Annotated in this window: 16 protein-coding genes; 5 read left to right on the top strand and 11 right to left on the bottom strand. The window is 69.0% G+C overall.

Annotated features, from left to right (window positions below; all coding sequences use genetic code 11):
- Nucleotides 1-13: 13 nt before the first annotated feature.
- Both ACLQ2Q_RS12875 and ACLQ2Q_RS12870 read right to left on the bottom strand, forming a co-directional pair.
- Complete coding sequence (locus ACLQ2Q_RS12875; protein ID WP_425820855.1) at nt 14-697, bottom strand: response regulator; 684 nt, start codon at nt 695-697, stop codon at nt 14-16.
- Nucleotides 694-2,013 (bottom strand): sensor histidine kinase, encoded by a 1,320-nt coding sequence (locus ACLQ2Q_RS12870; RefSeq protein ID WP_425820854.1) that lies wholly within the window; start codon nt 2,011-2,013, stop codon nt 694-696. The genes ACLQ2Q_RS12875 and ACLQ2Q_RS12870 overlap by 4 nt, the downstream gene beginning before the upstream one ends.
- A gap of 172 nt (nt 2,014-2,185) precedes the next feature.
- On the opposite strand from ACLQ2Q_RS12870, the gene phoU reads away from it, so the two are divergent.
- Nucleotides 2,186-2,854: a phosphate signaling complex protein PhoU gene (gene phoU / locus ACLQ2Q_RS12865; RefSeq protein ID WP_425820853.1), complete on the top strand. Its 669-nt coding sequence runs from the start codon at nt 2,186-2,188 to the stop codon at nt 2,852-2,854.
- 53 nt (nt 2,855-2,907) lie between these two features.
- On the opposite strand, the gene ACLQ2Q_RS12860 is transcribed toward phoU, so the two are convergent.
- From ACLQ2Q_RS12860 to ACLQ2Q_RS12840, 5 genes are all read right to left on the bottom strand, one after another.
- Nucleotides 2,908-3,657 carry a phosphoglyceromutase gene (locus ACLQ2Q_RS12860; protein WP_425820852.1) on the bottom strand — a complete coding sequence of 250 codons (750 nt, stop codon included), beginning with the start codon at nt 3,655-3,657 and terminating at the stop codon, nt 2,908-2,910.
- A gap of 149 nt (nt 3,658-3,806) precedes the next feature.
- On the bottom strand, nt 3,807-4,931 hold the full coding sequence (locus tag ACLQ2Q_RS12855) for an FUSC family protein (RefSeq protein ID WP_425820851.1): 1,125 nt from the start codon (nt 4,929-4,931) through the stop codon (nt 3,807-3,809).
- A complete protein-coding gene (locus tag ACLQ2Q_RS12850) occupies nt 4,928-6,016 on the bottom strand; it encodes a YgfZ/GcvT domain-containing protein (protein WP_425820850.1) in 1,089 nt (362 codons plus the stop codon). Before ACLQ2Q_RS12850 ends, ACLQ2Q_RS12855 begins: the two co-directional genes overlap by 4 nt.
- Before the next feature lie 7 nt (nt 6,017-6,023).
- Complete coding sequence (locus tag ACLQ2Q_RS12845; RefSeq protein ID WP_425820849.1) at nt 6,024-6,629, bottom strand: FABP family protein; 606 nt, start codon at nt 6,627-6,629, stop codon at nt 6,024-6,026.
- Nucleotides 6,630-6,763: 134 nt separating this feature from the next.
- Complete coding sequence (locus tag ACLQ2Q_RS12840) at nt 6,764-7,054, bottom strand: hypothetical protein (protein ID WP_425820848.1); 291 nt, start codon at nt 7,052-7,054, stop codon at nt 6,764-6,766.
- 108 nt (nt 7,055-7,162) lie between these two features.
- Between ACLQ2Q_RS12840 and ACLQ2Q_RS12835 the strand changes: the two genes are divergently transcribed.
- Nucleotides 7,163-7,852, top strand: a complete 690-nt coding sequence (locus tag ACLQ2Q_RS12835; RefSeq protein ID WP_425820847.1) for a winged helix-turn-helix domain-containing protein — start codon at nt 7,163-7,165, stop codon at nt 7,850-7,852.
- Between the two features lie 81 nt (nt 7,853-7,933).
- Here ACLQ2Q_RS12835 and ACLQ2Q_RS12830 read toward each other — a convergent pair whose 3' ends face one another.
- The 4 genes from ACLQ2Q_RS12830 to ACLQ2Q_RS12815 all read right to left on the bottom strand — a co-directional run bounded on the left by ACLQ2Q_RS12830 (nt 7,934) and on the right by ACLQ2Q_RS12815 (nt 13,222).
- On the bottom strand, nt 7,934-9,265 hold the full coding sequence (locus ACLQ2Q_RS12830; RefSeq protein ID WP_425820846.1) for an ABC transporter substrate-binding protein: 1,332 nt from the start codon (nt 9,263-9,265) through the stop codon (nt 7,934-7,936).
- Nucleotides 9,266-9,342: 77 nt separating this feature from the next.
- A complete protein-coding gene (locus ACLQ2Q_RS12825; RefSeq protein ID WP_425821068.1) occupies nt 9,343-10,149 on the bottom strand; it encodes a carbohydrate ABC transporter permease in 807 nt (268 codons plus the stop codon).
- A 101-nt stretch (nt 10,150-10,250) separates the two neighbouring features.
- Nucleotides 10,251-11,186: a carbohydrate ABC transporter permease gene (locus ACLQ2Q_RS12820; protein ID WP_425820845.1), complete on the bottom strand. Its 936-nt coding sequence runs from the start codon at nt 11,184-11,186 to the stop codon at nt 10,251-10,253.
- Nucleotides 11,183-13,222: a beta-galactosidase gene (locus ACLQ2Q_RS12815; RefSeq protein WP_425820844.1), complete on the bottom strand. Its 2,040-nt coding sequence runs from the start codon at nt 13,220-13,222 to the stop codon at nt 11,183-11,185. Before ACLQ2Q_RS12815 ends, ACLQ2Q_RS12820 begins: the two co-directional genes overlap by 4 nt.
- 143 nt (nt 13,223-13,365) lie before the next feature.
- Between ACLQ2Q_RS12815 and ACLQ2Q_RS12810 the strand changes: the two genes are divergently transcribed.
- Genes ACLQ2Q_RS12810 through ACLQ2Q_RS12800 form a run of 3 tightly spaced genes read left to right on the top strand, consistent with a single transcriptional unit; the run spans nt 13,366 to nt 17,541 of the window.
- On the top strand, nt 13,366-14,385 hold the full coding sequence (locus ACLQ2Q_RS12810) for a LacI family DNA-binding transcriptional regulator (RefSeq protein ID WP_425820843.1): 1,020 nt from the start codon (nt 13,366-13,368) through the stop codon (nt 14,383-14,385).
- A 55-nt stretch (nt 14,386-14,440) separates the two neighbouring features.
- Nucleotides 14,441-16,606, top strand: coding sequence for an RNA degradosome polyphosphate kinase (locus ACLQ2Q_RS12805; RefSeq protein WP_425820842.1), 2,166 nt, complete (start codon nt 14,441-14,443; stop codon nt 16,604-16,606).
- The gene (locus tag ACLQ2Q_RS12800; RefSeq protein WP_425820841.1) at nt 16,603-17,541 is read left to right on the top strand and encodes an NUDIX hydrolase; all 939 of its coding nucleotides are present in this window, start codon (nt 16,603-16,605) and stop codon (nt 17,539-17,541) included. The genes ACLQ2Q_RS12805 and ACLQ2Q_RS12800 overlap by 4 nt, the downstream gene beginning before the upstream one ends.
- Nucleotides 17,542-17,646: the final 105 nt, after the last annotated feature.

Below are 17,646 nucleotides of genomic sequence, written 5' to 3'. Positions count from 1 at the left end.
CGGGTCTCCGACCTCACAACTCGAAGCGGTAGCCGAGACCCCTCACCGTGACGAGCGCGACGGGCTCGCTGGGGTTCTCCTCGATGCGTGAACGGATGCGCTTGATGTGCACGTCGAGCGTCTTGGTGTCGCCGAAGTAGTCGCTCCCCCACACCCGATCGATCAGCTGCCCCCGGGTCAGCACGCGGCCGGCATTGCGCATCAGCACCTCGAGCAGCTCGAATTCCTTCAGCGGCATGTTGATCACCTTTCCGTCCACAGAGACGGTGTGCCGGTCGATGTCGAGCGACACCCGGCCGCTCTCGAGCACGCGGTCGTCGAGGTCGGACTCGACGTTCGCGAACCGGCGCAGCACCGACTTCATGCGCGCGAGCAGTTCGCGCGCCGAGTACGGCTTCGTGACGTAGTCGTCGGCGCCGAGCTCCAGCCCGACCACGATGTCGACCTCGGAGTCCTTGGCCGTCAGCATGATGATGGGGACGCTCGACGTGGTGCGAATCTGCCGGCACACCTCCGTCCCCGACATCCCGGGAAGCATCAGGTCGAGCAGGATGATGTCGGCTCCGTTGTCGCGGAAAGCCACGAGCGCGTCGGGACCGTCCTCGGCGATCTCGACGTCGTATCCCTCCCGTCGCAGCAGGTAGGCGAGCGGCTCGGCGAGGTCGGGCTCGTCTTCGACGAGGAGGACGCGCGTCATGCAGGGTCTCCGTTCACGGTCTTCTGGGGGTTGAGGGTCGGTTCGACGGTCGCCTGGCTCTTCGCGGTCGACGTCGTCCGGGAGCTGGGCGGCGGGCTGGTGGCGCTCCCGCTCTTCGGAGCCGCCGACGGCTTCGGCCTGCTCTTCTTGGGCTTGCCGTTGCGGCGCTTCTTGAGGGACGGGTCATCGATCGGCGCGGCGCTGCGCGGAAGGCGGATGGTGAACGTCGAGCCCCGGCCCGGCCGTGACCAGAGCTGTACCTCGCCGTCGTGGCGGTGCACGGCGTGCTTGACGATCGCGAGACCGAGACCCGTGCCACCGGTGCGTCGGGACCGCGCCTGATCGGCGCGGTAGAAGCGCTCGAACACGCGCTGCTGATCGGCCTCCGCGATCCCGATGCCCTGATCCGTGACGGCGATCTCCACGACATCCGGCGTGGAGCGGACTCCGACGCCGACGCGGGACCCGCGGGGGGAATAGGCGATCGCATTGGCGAGCAGGTTGCCCACCGCATCGATGAGCACCTGCGCATCCCCTCGTACGTACAGCCCGCGCTCGCCGCCTCGCGCCAGCTCCACACCGGCGGAGTCGGCCTGCACCACGTGCGACTCCACGGATGCGGCGACCACCTCGTCGATGGACACGTCGCGCACCTCCGCGAGCTCATCGGCGGACTGCAGGCGCGACAGGTTCATGATCCGGGCCGTCAGCCGGGACAGGCGGGCGGCCTCGCCCGAGAGCCGGGCGGTGAACGACCGGACCTGGTCGGGGTCATCGGCCGCCGACTCGATCGCCTCGGCGAGCAGGCTGACCGCGCCGACGGGGGTCTTCAGCTCGTGGCTGGTGTTTGCAACGAAGTCCTGGCGCATCTGCTCGACGCGCTCCTGCTCGCTGATGTCGCGCACGATCAGCAGCGCGAGGCGTGGGCTCAGCACGCTCGCCCGCGCGGCGACCAGCCGGGACTCCGACGAGAGGCCTCCGCGGCGGATGCGCAGCGTGTCCGCGCGGGCGACGCCCGCGGTGCGCGCCGACCGGACGAGCGCACGCAGCTCGGTGTTCTCCAGGATCCCTCCCGCATGCATGCCGAGGCGGCCGGCGGCATGCGAGGTGGCGACGAGGTGAAGCGACGTGTCGACGACGGCGGCCGCGTCATCCATGCCGTCGAGCACGGCCGCGATGCCGTCCGGCAGCTCCGCGCTGGACTCCAGACGCACGCGATCCCGCGCCCGCAGGGCGAGGAGGACGATGGATGCCACGCCTGCTCCGATGAGCACCCCGACGAGCAGGGCGAGCAGCGCGAGCTGCATGGTGTCCATGGCTCAAGGGTATGGCGCAGGGTGTCGCCTCTGCGACGGTTCGGAGCCGGGAAGGAGCCGCCGGGCTACTATTCACGTGGGCGGCACCGTTCGTTAACCTTCGCTGACGATGATCACGCAGGGTCGTGATGCCCCGTGCGATGCCGGGCCGCGACGATGAAAGGGTACCTCGATGCGCGAAGTGTTCCACCAGTCCCTGGAGGACGTCCAGTACCGGCTTGTCGAGATCGCCGAGCTTGTCACGGTCGCGATCGACAAGGCCACCCGTGCGTTCGGCACGAGCGATGTCGGCCTGGCCGAAGAGGTCATCGCCGACGACGCCCACATCGACGAGCGGGCCGTCGCCCTGGATGAGATCGCGATCGAGATCCTCGCCCGCCAGCAGCCGGTCGCGCGCGACCTGCGCATCGTGGTGACGGCACTTCGTGTCAGCGCGTCGCTGGAGCGCATGGGCGACCTCGCGGAGCACATCGCCCAGCTCGCCCGCTACCGCTTCCCCGAGCGCGCGGTGCCCAAGGGGCTGAAGAGCACGTTCGCCCGGATGGGCGAGCTGGATGTCGACGTCGCCCGCAAGCTCGCCGAGCTGCTCCGCACCCAGGACCTCACCCTCGCGGAGGAGATCCGCAACTCCGACGACCTCATCGACGAGCTGCACGTCAGCGTCTTCGAGAAGGTGCTGGGCGAGAACTGGCAGGGCGAGGCCGTGGCCACGGTCGACGCGACACTGGCGAGCCGCTACCACGAGCGGTTCGCCGACCACGCCGTCGCCGTGGCGAAGAGGGTCGTCTACCTCGCCACCGGTGACTGGTCGCCGGCGTCCGAGCCCGTCGAGCAGCTCTAGCCGGAGGGCGCCCCGCGAGGAGGGCGGCCCGCGCCGCCCCCTCGCCGTGCCTGCTAGCTCTTGCCCTGCGCGGCGACGGCGGCCGCGCCGGCCGCTGCGGCGTCGGGATCGAGGTACTCGCCGGGGCCGAGCGGCACGAGGTTCTCGTCCAGCTTGTAGACCAGCGGGATGCCGGTGGGGATGTTCAGTTCCGAGATGTCGGCATCGCTGATGCCTTCCAGGTGCTTGACGAGTCCGCGCAGCGAGTTGCCGTGGGCGGTGACGAGCACCACCTTGCCATTGCGCAGGTCGGCGGCGATGTCGGTCTCCCAGTAGGGGAGAAGGCGGTCGATGACAAGCTTGAGCGACTCCGTGCGGGGCACCTCGCCGTCCATGCCGGCATAGCGCGGATCGCCGATCTGGCTGTACTGGTCGTCCTCCGCGAGCAGCGGGGGCGGCACGTCGAACGAGCGGCGCCAGAGCATGAACTGCTCCTGACCGAACTCCTCCAGCGTCTGAGCCTTGTCCTTGCCCTGCAGCGCTCCATAGTGGCGCTCATTCAGGCGCCACGTGCGCTTGACAGGGATCCAGAGCCGATCGGCCGCGTCCAGCGCGATGTTCGCGGTCTGGATCGCGCGGCTCAGCACCGATGTGTAGAGGATGTCGGGGTGCAACCCGGCCTCGGCGAGCAGCTCGCCGCCACGCTGGGCCTCGGCCTTGCCCTGCTCGGTGAGCCGGACGTCGACCCATCCCGTGAAGAGGTTGAGTTCGTTCCATTCGCTCTGGCCGTGGCGGAGCAGGATCAGCGTGTAGGGCGCGGTCATGGCCCCATGATACCGACGGCGCACGACGCGCCCGCGCGCGAGCGGTCGGGGCGCGATCCCTCCGTCGGGGCGCAATGCGTGCGCCCCGACGGAGGGGATGCGCCCCGAACCCGCGGCGGCTCAGATGCGCGGCGCCGCCGCGCGGCGGCCTAGATGCGCGGCACCGCCGCGCGGGCATCCGCCTGCGTCATCCCGGTGCCGACGAGGAGGTCGACCGCGAGCGGTCGCATCGCCGCGAGCAGGTTCTGGTCCCCCAGCGATGCACCGGGCATCAGCTCCCGTGGATCGAGATGCGCGGCGATCGCGCGGATGGTCTCCCGGGCGACCGGCTCGAGGGAGATGTCATCCAGGGAGCGCCCCACGAGGTCGATGCCCCTCGCCAGCTCTGCCAGCACATCCGCGGCGACGGGTCTCGGGGTGCCGTCGTCGCAGAGATAGACGACCCGGCGGGCGATGACGCGCAGGTTGCGGGTGGCGAGATCCATCGCAGCCAGCACGCGGGCGTGTCGGTCGAGCTCGCCGCGCTGTCGGCGCAGGAACGGCGAGATCCGGGCGATCGCCAGACCGGAGTCCAGGGATTCCCGCCACTCGTCCACGCGCGACTGCAGGGCGCGTGCCTTCTCGAGCCCGCGCTCGGCGCGCATCCGGTCCGATCGCCGCAGCGCCTGGCCGAGGGACGCCGCGGCGCTGCCGACATCCCGGAACAGCGCCCGGGCATCGCGGAGTTCCACGCGCCGCGGACTGCGCGGGATCAGCGCCGTCACGAGGAGCGCGAAGACCCCGCCGACGATCCCGTCCGTGAGACGCACGAAGGGGGCGCCGCCGGTCATCGGGATGACCATGACGATCAGGGACTGGATGGCCGCGGCGATCGCGAAACTCGCCTGCGGCGACAGGAAGCGGGCGACCGCGAGGGTGAGACCGAGCGCCAGGGCGAGCTGCCACCATCCGGTGCCCGCGACGATCAGCAGCAGCTCGCTGACCAGGATGCCGAGGAGCATGCCGAGCACCGTCTCGAGCACTCGGCGCGGCCGCGCGTCGCGCACCAGCCCGAGGCTCGAGACCGTCACCGTGGCGGCCAGCAGCGGCGCGGGATGCCCGAGCACCGATGACGCGAAGGCATAGGCCGCCGTCGAGGCCACGACGATCTGGATGATCGCGAGCCCGGAGTCCCGCACCCGGCGCACACGCCGGGACGGATCGATCCTGGTGCGCCACCCGACGGCGATGGGAGCGGTGACCGGCTCCGGGCGGTCGCCGGTCCCCTGACTCATCGAGCGGGAGCGCGACGGTTCAGACGAGGCAGACGAGGGACGGATGCGGTGGCCCCGGCATCCGCCGGCACGATGACCTCCTGGCCGGCGGCGATCAGCACCTCGTCGGCCCGAACCGCGAGTGGCGCGTCATCGGGCACGCGGCGCGTGATGATCGCGAGCGCGATCGGGCCTTCTTCGTAGTGCAGCGCGGACGAGGTGATGGCGCCCACCGTGTCATCCCCGCTCAGCACGGGCGCACCCGGATCGGGCAGCACGCTGTCGCTGCCATCGAGATGCAGCAGAACGAGCCGCCGCGGAGGGTGCCCGAGGTTGTGCACCTTCGCCACGGTTTCCTGACCGCGGTAGCAGCCCTTGCTGAGGTGCACGGCGCTGCGCAGCCAGTCGACCTCGTGCGGCAGGGAGCGCTCGTCCACTTCATTGGCCCACCGGGGGCGCCAGGCGGCGATGCGCAGGGCTTCTGCGGCGAGCAGCCCGGCCACCGGGGTCTTCCCCGCGGCGAGTGCATCGCGGGCGGGCTGGGCCACGATCGCCTCGCGCCACGCGAAGCCCGCGCCGGGATGCGGGTCGACCGCGGCGTACTGCCAGCCGCCCGGCGTCACCGCGGCCCACGGATCGGCCCACACGAGGGCGGCCGGTGCGACATCCTCGACCGCCCGCCGAGCGGGACCGTCGCCGAGGAAGGCGATGATCGCGACATCCGGCTCGTCGCGCACCTCCACCCGGGAGCGGAAGACCATGCGGCGAAGCCAGGCGCCCAGGCCCGGCGCGTCGCCCTCATCGACGATCAGCCACGTCGTCTCGCCGTCATCGACGACGGATGCGGCGTGCTCGACCCGCCCGTTGGGATCGAGGATGAGCAGCTCCGTGCCCCGCCCGGGCTCCAGGGCGGCCAGTGCCTGCGACGCGATCGAGTCCAGCCAGGTCAGCCGATCCGGCCCGGTGACCGAGAGCACGCCGCGATCGGTGCGATCGACGATCGCGTCGCCGTCCACAAGCCGGCGCTGCTCGCCGAGAGGGTTGCCGTAGTGCAGGATGCCGGCGTCGCCGGAGACCGCACCGGGGCGGGAGGTGAAATCGGTCATCAGAAGGTCACTCCGCTCGCGCCAGCCGGGCCGAGGCATGGGAGCCGAGCTCCTGGCCGAGCGCAGCGATGTCCCACGCCCACAGCAGGTGCCCATCGACGAGCCCGTACATGCGAGTGGCCGCGGCATAGTGCTTCGCCCCGGCAGTGCGCACGACGGCATCCGTCGCGATGTCGATGCGAGGACCGCGCGCCTGCCCGAGATACAGCTCGCTCACCCCGTCGGAGTGCACGATCGACACCTCGATGTCGAAGCCGCCGTCAGGGGTTCGGAGTCGCTCCACATCGTCGGCGGTGCGAGGAGGGGCATCGGCCGTCGGAGGCAGCAGTCCTGGCCCTGGGTCGGCATCCGTCGCCTCGCGGATCAGCCGCCAGAAGCCGACCTCGGCGACCAGGGGCACCCGAGGAGCATCGTCGGCCACCGCCAGCCATGCGGTCGCGGAGTAGTTGAGGTACGGGCCGCCGTCGTGGCTGAAGCTCACCCGGTGCGCGAACTCGCCCGCGTAGTGCGTGTCGCCGACGCGATAGTCGATCACGCCGGTGCCCTCCCAGACGCCGACGAGCCAGGCGAGGGGTGCGAGGTCGGCGGGCAGGTCGGTCGGAAGATCGAACACGACTCGCCTCGTCAGCGCTGGCCGCGGAAGAGGTTCAGGAGCACGACGCCCGAGACGAACGCGATCGCCAGCGATGCCAGGCCGAGCAGTCCGACGTAGAACAGTTCGAGCGCGACGAGATCCATGACTTCACTTTATCCCGGAATGATCGCCGCGAGTCCGAGCCCCGCGGAGATGACGCCCATCACCACGAGGGCGCCCAGGACGCTCGCCGCGACGCGGTCGATGAACCCCTTGGACCGGCCGGTGAAGAGCTGCACGGCGAAGGCGAGGAGCAGGCACGCCCCGAGCCCGACGGTCAGCCATGCGGCGCGCCAATCGGGGGGAACGAAGAGTCCGATGGCGATGGCGACGAGGCCGCCGGTGACCCACACCGCGACGACCCCGCCGAACATGCTGCGGGGCGCGAGCTCCGGTGTCGTCATGCCCTCATTCTGTCGCAGGATGCCTCGGGACGCACAAGAATCGGCCATGATGGGGCACGGCCTATCATTGGAACCACGGCGCGGAACCGCCCGCCCGAAAGGAACGCGTTGGCTCAGCTTCTCGTATTGAGTTCCGCCCAGGGCGGGGGTGCTGTCCTGCCTTCGCTCGAACTGCTGAGCCACCGAGTGCGCCAGATCCCCGCGGAGCCGGCCCAGCTGGTCAACGCACCGAGCGCCGACGTCATCTTCGTCGATGCGCGCGTGGACCTCGTCGGGGCCAAATCCCTCTGCAAGATCCTGAACACCACGGGGCTCGATGCCCCGCTGCTGCTCGTGGTGACAGAGGGCGGGCTGACCGCCGTGTCCACCGACTGGGGCGTCGATGACGTCATCCTCTTCACCGCGGGTCCCGCAGAGGTCGATGCACGCGTCCGCCTGGCGATGGGGCGGATGACGCAGGAGCAGGTCTCGACGCGCATCCAGACCTCCGGAATCACGATCGACGAATCCTCTTACTCCGCCAAGGTGCACGGCAAGCCGCTGGATCTGACCTACAAGGAGTTCCAGCTCCTGCACTTCTTCGCCACGCACCCCTCACGGGTGTTCACGCGCGAGCAGCTGCTGAGCGAGGTGTGGGGCTACGACTACTTCGGCGGCACGCGCACCGTGGACGTGCACGTGCGCCGCCTCCGCGCCAAGCTCGGCGACCTCGAGCAGCTGATCGGCACGGTGCGCAACGTCGGCTACCGCTTCAACGTCTACGAGGACGACGCGGTTCCGGCTCCCCGCAAGAGCTGAGCCCGCCTCGCGTGCGACCGCGGACACGGTGGTGCCGCGGACATCGGTCTGAGACCGACGCCCGCGGCACGGATCCGTGGACTAGTCGGCGACGGGGATGGACTGGGCCTCCATCGCCGCGATCGTGGCATCCTGCCCGGTGGCGAGGGCATCCGCAAGGGTTCCACTGCCACTGACGGCGGCCTTGAATCCGTCCGAGACGTCCGCGTACGTCTGCGTCATGGTCGGACCCCACACGAAGTCGGGGTCGACCTCACCGGCAGCCTCGGCGAAGACGTCGTAGATCGGCTGGTCGCCGTAGAACGGAACGCCCTCGGAGAGCGCGGGAAGCTCCAGACCCGCCTTCGTCGCCGGGTAGATCGCCGCCGTCTCGTTCAGAGAGGTCAGCGACTCCTCAGATGTGTTGAGCCAGAGCGCGAACTTCGCGGCCTCATAGAGGTGCTCGGTTCCCTTGAAGACGGCGATCGAGGATCCGCCCCAGTTTCCGGCGGCGGACTCGCCCGCGTTCCACTGCGGCGCCTTTGCCACGGACCAGTTGCCTGCGGTGTCGGGAGCCCCACTGGCGATGGAGTTGGCACCCCATACGGCCGAGTTCCACGACCACACCTCGCCGGAGTTGTACGCGTTGTTCCATTCGTCGGTCCACGCGGGGTAGGTCGAGACGAGGTCGTTGGCGATCAGGTCCTGCCAGTAGTCGGCGACCTGCTTCGAGGTATCGTCCGTCATCTCCACCGTCCACTCGTCGCCGTCGTTGGCGAACCACTCACCGCCGGCCTGCCAGACGAAGCCGGCGAACTGGTTGATGTCGGTCTGCGAGAAATTGGTGATGTAGCCGCCCAGCGCGCGGATCTTCTCCGCGGCCGCCTTGTACTCCTCCCAGGTGGTCGGAACGGCGATGCCGTTCTGCTCGAACAGGTCGGAGCGGTAGAAGAGCGCCATCGGGCCGGAGTCCTGAGGAACTCCGTAGACCTCTGACTCGGTGCCCAGGGTGACCTGGCCCCATGTCCAGTCGACGAAATCGTCCTTGCCCGCAACGATCTCCTCGCATGCGCCCAGGTCGGCGAGGCCGTCCTGCACGCGGAAGTTCGGGAGCGCGTCGTACTCGATCTGGCCCAGGTCGGGGGCGTTGCCCGCCTTCAGCTGGTTGAAGAAGTTCTGGTATGTGCCGGCGTTGCCGGACGGACCGGTCTGCACCTCGACCTGGATGTCGGGGTTGGCATCGTTCCACATCGCAACAGCCTCTTCGATGCCGGGGATCCACGATGTGAAGGACAGGTTGACCTTCCCTTCGGAAGGCTCGCACGCGCCGGCATCAGTGCCGCCGCCGTCGCCGCTTCCTGCGGAGCAACCGGCCATCGCAAGGGCGACGGAGGTGATCACCGCCGCTGCTGCTGCTCGCTTCATGTGACGCATGGTCTCTCTTTCTGGGGTGGTGGATTTCTCAGTGGTGGATTTTCGAGGGCCGGCCGGTCGGATCCGGCCGGGGTCTGTCACTTCAGCGCGCCGGTGCCGAGGCCCGTGCGCCAGTACCGCTGAAGCAGGAGGAACGTGATGATGAGCGGGATGATCGACAGCAGCGCGCCGATCAGCACGAAACTGCGCAGCTCGGGGAACTGGTTGATCGTGGAGTTCCAGGCATAGAGCCCGAAGGTGACGGGGAAGAGCTCTTCGCTGCGCAGCATGATCAGCGGCAGGAAGAAGTTGTTCCAGATGCCGACGAACTGGAACAGGAAGATCGTGACGAGTGCCGGCAGCATCAGCCGGATCGATACCGTGAAGAACGTCCGCAGCTCGCCCGCTCCATCCAGGCGGCTCGCCTCCAGCAGTTCCTCCGGAACGCTGGCCTCGGCGAAGACCCGTGCCAGGTAGACCCCGAAGGGGCTGACGATGCTCGGCAGGAAGACGGCCCAGAACGTGTTGGTCAGCTGCACCTGGCTGAAGAGCAGGAACAGCGGCAGCGCGAGGGCCGTCGCGGGGACGAGCACCCCACCGAGCACGACGTTGAACAGCAGCTCCCGTCCGCGGAAACGGTACTTCGCGAGGGCATAGCCGCACATGCCCGCCAGCAGTGTCGCGACGAAGGCGCCGACACCGGCGTAGAGCACGCTGTTGACCATCCAGCGCACGTAGATGCCGTTGTCGTAGCCGATCAGCGCCACCAGGTTGTTCCAGAACGCCATGTCGGCGAACCACAGGGGGTTGGTGGTGAACAGCTGACCCCGGCTCTTGGTCGATGCGACCAGCAGCCACCAGATCGGGATCAGGAAGTAGACCGTGAACGTCAGCATGATGATCATGGCGACCCCGCGAGAGATCAGGCTCTCCTGCGGCTTGGTGCGCGTGCCCTTGCCGCCGGCGGAGGAGCGGAGCGCCGCGGCATCCGCGTCGATCACACGGCTCATGACTCTTCCTTCCGTCGGGTGATGCGCAGGAACGTGAACGACAGCGCGAAGGTCGCGAGCGCCAGCACCACGGAGAACGCGGCGGCGAGGCTCACGTTCGGCACGGCCGACGTGGCGTAGATCGTCATGTTCGGGGTGTAGGTGCTGGTCACCGCGGAGCTGAACGAGCGGAACACCTGCGGCTCGGCGAGCAGCTGCAGCGTGCCGATGATCGAAAGGATCGCCGTGAGCACGAGCGACGGGCGGACCATCGGGATCTTGATCGACCATGCGATGCGCATCTGCCCCGCGCCGTCGAGCCGGGCGGCCTCGTAGATATCGGTCGGGATCGCCAGCAGCGAGGAGTAGATGATCAGCATGTTGTAGCCGACGAAGACCCACGTGACGACGTTCGCGATGGCCCACAGCACGATGTCGGCGGAGAGGAAGTCGATGCGCTCGGTCAGCACCGTGAAGGGCGAGAGGTTCGGCGAGTAGAGGAACCCCCACATGATCGCCGCGATGACGCCGGGCACGGCGTAGGGAACGAAGAACGCGAGACGGAAGAAGCGCCGGCCCCGCAGCAGCGGGGAATCGAGCAGCAGCGCGAAGAGCAGCGCCAGCCCGAGCATGACGGGCACCTGCACGATGCCGAAGAGCAGCACCCGGCCGACCGACGTCCAGAACGGGCCGTTCTGGAACACGAGGGCGTACTGCTGCAGGCCTCCGAAGACCTCCTTGGCCTCACCGAACGTTCCCTCCCGCTCGACGACGAGCAGCGACTGCCAGATCGCGACGGCGATGGGCACGAGATAGAAGAGGATGAACAGGATGCCGAACGGCGCCACGAAGGCGATGATGGCTCCCTTGTGCTGCAGGCGGCCTCGACGGCGGTCGGGGCCGCGTCGCCTGCCTCCTGTGACGAGCGTCTCTGTGACGATCTGGGCCGTCATGGCGCGACATCCTCTCTGATCACGCGCACCGCTCCCGCTGGCACGCGAACGGTTCCGGTGGCGGCTTCGCCTGTGACGAGGTCGAGGCCCCGGGCGTTGAGCAGCACGTCCTCCGTGCCGTGGTTGATGAGGAACCGATAGCTGCGGCCGTCGCCGACACGCCGGACGATGTCCAGGCCGGCGCGGGCGCCGGCCTCGCGCTGCGCATCGGATCCGCTCAACACGCGATCGACGATGCGGGCGAGCCCGGCGGCATCCGGAAGCGTTGCGAGATACCAGGCATCGCCGGCACCGTCCGCCCCCCGGCGGCGCGTGAGGGCGGGGAGGCCTCCCGCTGGGCCGCCCACGAAGCGGTCGAGCACCTCGGCGTCGCTCGCGACGAGGCGCTCGGTCCAGAGGGAGGCGACCGTACCGGATTCCAGCAGCACCGGTTCGCCCGGCAGGACGGGGGCGAATTCCTCGACCCGGATGCCGAGCAGTTCACGCCACGCACCCGGGTAGCCACCCGCGCGCACCCTGTCGTTCTCGTCGACGATGCCGCTGTAGAAGGTCACGAGCACATGCGCTCCCCCGGCAGCGGCGGCGTCGAGTGTCGCCGCATCCTCGTCGCGCACGAGATGCAGGCCCGGAACCACGATGAGGCGATAGCCCGAGAGGTCTGCGCCCGGGCGGACGACGTCTACGGTGGCGCCGGACTCGCGAAGCGCGCGGTGCAGGGCCCAGACCTGGTCGAGGTACGAGACGGACTCGCTCGGGCGGTTCTCTGCGTCGCCGGCCCACCACGCCTCCCAACTGAACAGGAGGGCCACGTCGGCGGCGACGCGGGTGCCGGCGACCTCTCCCATGCGCTCCAGCAGCGCTCCGAGCTCGAGCGCCTCCCGCCACAGCGCGGAGTCGGTGCCGGCGTGCGGCAGAAGCGCCGAGTGGTATTTCTCGGAGCCCTGCAGTGAGGCGCGCCACTGGAAGAAGCACACCGAATCGGCGCCGCGCGCCACATGCCGGAGGGAATCGCGCGTCATCTGCCCCGGCGCCTTCGCCAGGTTGTGCGGCTGCCAGTTGACGGCGCCGGTCGAGTGCTCCATCAGCATCCACGGGGAACCCCCGGAGAGCCCCCGCGTCAGATCGGCCGCGAAGGCGAGCTCGGCGGCCGGGTCGGCGAGGCGGTTGTCGAGATAGTGGTCGTTGGCGATGACATCCATCTCTTCCGCCCACGACCAGTAGTCCAGGTCGCGGATGTGCGCCGTCACCATGAAGTTCGTGGTGACCGGCACATCGCTGTGTCGGCGGAGCACGGCGGCCTCCGCGCGATAGTAGTCGAGCAGCTCGTCGGAGCTGAAGCGCGAGAAGTCGAGCATCTGGCTCGGATTGCGCGACGAGAGCGTGAGGCGCGGCGTGCCGATCTCGTCCCAGTCGGTGTACCGCTGACTCCAGAAGCTCGTGCCCCATGCGCGGTTGAGGGACTCGATCGACCCGTAGCGCTTCTGCAGCCAGATCCGGAAAGCCCCGGCACTCACGTCGCAGAAGCAGTGCGCGTTGTGGCAGCCGAGCTCGTTGGAGACGTGCCAGAGAGCGACGGCCGGGTGGCGGCCGTAGCGTTCTGCAACCGCCTCCACGAGGGCCAGCGCGTGCTGCCGGAACACCGGAGAGCTCGGGCACCACGCCTGACGGCCGCCGGGGTAGCGCGTGGTCCCGTCCTCTACCATCGGAAGGATCTCCGGATGCCGCGCGGTGAGCCAGGGCGGCGGTGACGATGTGCCCGTGCCCAGGTTCACCCGGATGCCGGCCCCATGCAGCAGCGCGATGATCTCGTCGAGCCGCGAGAAGTCGATGGCACCGTCGGGGCCCTGCAGATCCGACCAGCCGAAGATGTTGACCGCGACCAGCCCGACCCCTACCTCCCGCATCAGCGCGACGTCCTCGCGCCAGACGGCGGCGTCCCACTGCTCGGGGTTGTAGTCGCATCCGAAGTCGATGCCGCGGTGCACGTACCGGGGCTTGGCGATGCGCGGCTCGGGCGAGGCGAGGTGCGGGTTCACGGATCTCCTGAGCGACGTCGGCGGCGTGTGTGTGCACGTGCACAGCCTCGCGAGCAAAGACTCGCCCTCGAGCTTCTGTGAACGTGCACAGCCTCGCACCCGCCAATCCGGTCTGTCAAGCGACCGGGCGATACAGTGGTCGCGTGTCGACCGCTTCCGACCGCCCCCGCCGTGCCACCGTGCACGACGTCGCGCGCGTCGCCGGCGTCTCACGCGGCACCGTCAGCCGCTTCGTGAACGGCGAACCGTACGTGTCGGCCTCTGCCCGCGCGGCCATCGAGGCCGCCATCGCCGAAGTGGGCTACGTTCCCAACACCGCCGCTCGACACCTCGTGATGCAGCGGACGGAGACCGTCGCGTTCATCGTGCACGAACCGCATTCTCTGTTCGTCGAGGACCCCAACATCGGCCGCATCCTGCTGGGGGCCAACACCGCGCTCTCCGACGCCGACCTGCAGATGGCGGTGCTCATCATCGATACGGATCGGGATACGGATCGCGTCGCCCGCTACCTCTCCGGAGGCGCCGTCGACGGGGCGATCGTGGTTTCGGCACGTGCGTACGATCCCATCGGCCGGGTGCTGGAGCGACTCCGCCTTCCCGCCGCCTTCGTCGGCCATCCCCCGGGGGCCGCCTCGGCCGCGTTCGTCGTCATCGACAACCGCGGCTCCGCGCGCGCGATCACCGAACGACTCGCCGCCACCGGGCGCCGGCGCATCGGCATGATCGCCGCAGCACTCGACCGCGATTCCGGCGCGGACCGTCTGGCGGGATTCGCCGACGCGCTCGGGGCCGCATACGACGACGCCCTCGTGGAGCCGGTCTCGCTCTACTCGTACTCGGCGGGCCGGGAGGGGATGCGGCGGCTGCTGGAGCGGGCGCCGGATCTGGACGGCGTGTTCGCAGCGTCCGATGCCGTCGCGGCCGGCGCGATGGATGCGCTGCGGAGCGCCCACAGGCGGGTGCCCGAGGATGTCGGAGTGGTCGGCTTCGATGACAGCGAGTGGGCGAGGAGGACGGTTCCGCCCCTGTCGACGGTGCATCAGCCGGCCGAAGGGCTCGGGCGGGAGGCCGCCATGCTGGTGCTGCGGCAGCTGCGCGGAGAGCCGGCCTCCCGCGACGTTCTGCTGCCTTCGGAGATCGTGTGGCGGGGCTCGGCGTAAGTCGACCTTCTGCGGAGTTCACACCAGCGACACGTCGCCCTGCAATGATGAAGACATGATCGATCACGCGATCCTCGATGCCGGCCTCGGTGACTCCGACGATGACTTCGACGAAGCCTTCGAGGCGTTCGACGAGCTGCTGCCCGACAACCGCTATCTCGACAGGGAGCTGAGCTGGCTCGCCTTCAACCAGCGGGTGCTCGAGCTGGCCGAAGACGACACCCTCCCCCTGCTCGAGCGGGCGAACTTCCTCGCGATCTTCGCCAGCAACCTCGACGAGTTCTTCATGGTCCGGGTGGCAGGCCTCAAACGCCGCATCGTCACCGGGCTCGCGGTGCCGACGAACGTCGGCCGGCAGCCGGCGGAGGCGCTCGCCGACATCTCTGCGGCCGCCCACACCCTGCAGCTGCGGCACGCCGACGTGTGGACGCGAGCCGTCAAACCCGCCCTCGAGAGCGTCGGCATCAGCGTCACGACCTGGTCCGCGCTGGATGATGACGAGCGCGCCGGGCTGTACGAGTACTTCCAGCAGCAGGTGTTCCCCGTGCTGATGCCGCTGGCGGTCGACCCCGCGCATCCCTTCCCCTACATCTCCGGGCTCAGCCTCAATCTCAGCGTCCGCATCCGCAACGCCAAGACCGGCCGCGAAGAGTTCGCCCGCGTCAAGGTGCCTCCGATGATGCCGCGCTTCGTCGAGGTCCCGTCGGAGAACAGCGACACGAAGTACCTGCCGCTGGAGGATCTGATCTCCAACAACCTGGGCGACCTGTTCCCCGGCATGGAGGTGCTCGATCACCACACCTTCCGCCTCACGCGCAACGAAGACGTGGTGATCGAGGAGGACGAGACCGAGAACCTGATCCAGGCGCTCGAGGCGGAGCTCCTGCGCCGCCGGTTCGGTCCGCCCATCCGGCTCGAGATCACCGACGACATGGACGACCTCACGCTCGGGCTGCTGATCCGCGAGCTCGACATCACCGAGCAGGAGGTCTACCGCCTCCCCGGTCCGCTCGATCTGCGGGGCCTCTTCGACATGGCCAAGCTCGATCGACCGGAGCTGCGCTACCCGCCGCGCGTACCGACGACGGCGATGGCCTTCCAGCCGGCCGAGCAGAACGGGCGCGCCGACATCTTCGCCGCCATCCGCAAGGAAGACGTGCTGGTGCACCACCCGTACGAGTCGTTCACGACCTCCGTGCAGGCCTTCCTCGAGCAGGCGGCGGCCGACCCCCATGTGCTGGCCATCAAGCAGACTCTGTACCGCACGAGCGGCGATTCGCCCATCGTCGAGGCGCTCATCGATGCGGCCGAAGCGGGCAAGCAGGTGCTCGCCCTGGTGGAGATCAAGGCCCGTTTCGACGAACAGGCGAACATCTCCTGGGCCCGAAAGCTCGAGAAGGCCGGCGTGCACGTCGTGTACGGGCTCGTGGGGCTGAAGACCCACTGCAAGCTCGCGCTCGTCATCCGCGAAGAGAACGGGATGCTGCGCAGCTACAGCCACATCGGCACCGGAAACTACAATCCGAAGACCAGCCGGCTCTACGAGGATCTCGGCCTCTTCACGATCGACCCGCAGGTCGGCAAGGACCTGACCCGGCTGTTCAACGAGCTGAGCGGCTACGCCATCGAGAAGAAGTTCAAGCGCCTGCTCGTCGCCCCGCTGCACCTGCGCAAGGGATTGCTCCGCCTCATCGACAAGGAGCGCCGCAACGCGCTCGCCGGCAAGCCGTCAGGCATCCGCATCAAGGTGAACTCCATGGTCGACGAGCAGATCATCGACGCCCTGTACCGGGCGAGCCAGGCGGGCGTGCCGATCGATGTGTGGGTACGAGGGATCTGCAGCCTCAAGGCGGGCGTGGAGGGGATGAGCGAGAACATCCGTGTCCGCAGCATCCTGGGCCGGTATCTCGAGCACTCGCGGATCTTCATGTTCGCCAACGACGGCGACCCCCAGGTCTACATCGGCAGCGCCGACATGATGCACCGCAACCTCGACCGCCGGGTGGAGGCGCTCGTGCGCGTCGTCTCGCCGGCCCACCTCACCCAGATCGAGGATCTCTTCGATCAGGCGATGGATGACGCCACCGCGTCGTGGTGGCTGGAGCCGGACGGCGAGTGGGTGCGGCACAGCGAGGGCCCGGACGGCGCGCACCTCGCCGACCTCCAGGAGCGCAACATGGCGCGGGTCATCCGCCGACGACGGACCCGAGTCGCCCGATGAGCGAGACCGCGGTCTACGCCGCGGGTGCTGTGATCTGGCGCCTCATCGAGGGCAGGCTGATGGTGCTCGTGATCCACCGGACGACGTATGCCGATGTCACCCTCCCCAAGGGCAAGGTCGACCCCGGCGAGACGCTGGCCGAGACGGCCGTGCGCGAGGTCTTCGAGGAGACCGGCATCCGCGTGCGTCTCGGCATCCCCGTCGGCGTCTCGCACTATCGCATGCCCAGCAAGCGTCAGAAGATCGTGCACTACTGGGCAGCCGAGGCGACCGATGACGCCATCCGCGCCTCGGCGTTCGTGCCGAACAAGGAGATCGCCGCGCTGGAGTGGGTCACGCCGAAGCGGGCGCTCGCGTACCTGAGCTACCCCGTCGACGTCGAGATCCTGGAGAACTTCCTCCGGTTCGTCGACGACGGCGTGCTGCAGACCTTCCCGATCATCGCTCTCCGACACGGCAAGGCGGTCGCACGCGGGGACTGGAAGGGACCGGATGCCGCGAGGCCGCTGACCGCGCGCGGCGCCAAGCAGGCGGGGGTGATCGTCGGACCGCTCAGGGCCTTCGGCGTCCGGAAGATCATCTCGAGCCCGGCGGTGCGCTGCGTCACGACCGTGACACCCCTCGCGGTGGCACTCGGTCGCTCGGTCGAGCGGACCCCGGCCATCAGCCAGGACGCCTGGGAGGAGGGCGAATCCGACGTGCGCGGGGTGATCGGCAAACGGGTGCGCTCGCGCAAGGCGGCGGTGCTGTGCAGCCACGGACCGGTGCTCCCGGACATCATCAACGAGATCGCCCTTGCCACCGGGACCCTGCGAGGGTCGTACCTCGGGAGCGCGGCGGCGCTGGAGACCGGAGCCTTCTCGGTGGTGCACCTGTCGGCGACGAACCCCGGTTCGGGCATCGTGGCGATCGAGACGCACGAACCGCGCGAGTAGCCGGAAGCGACGGCGGAGTAGGCGCACGCCCTTGCAGAGTAGACGCCGGTGTCGGGCGGACGTACCCAGTTCACCTTCCGTTCACCGTCAGCGCGCACTCTCTTA

It is taken from the genome of Microbacterium sp. DT81.1 (assembly GCF_049844955.1).
Lineage (GTDB): Bacteria > Actinomycetota > Actinomycetes > Actinomycetales > Microbacteriaceae > Microbacterium.
Note: the sequence above shows the minus strand (reverse complement) of the source record. Positions and strands in the feature narration are given on the sequence as shown.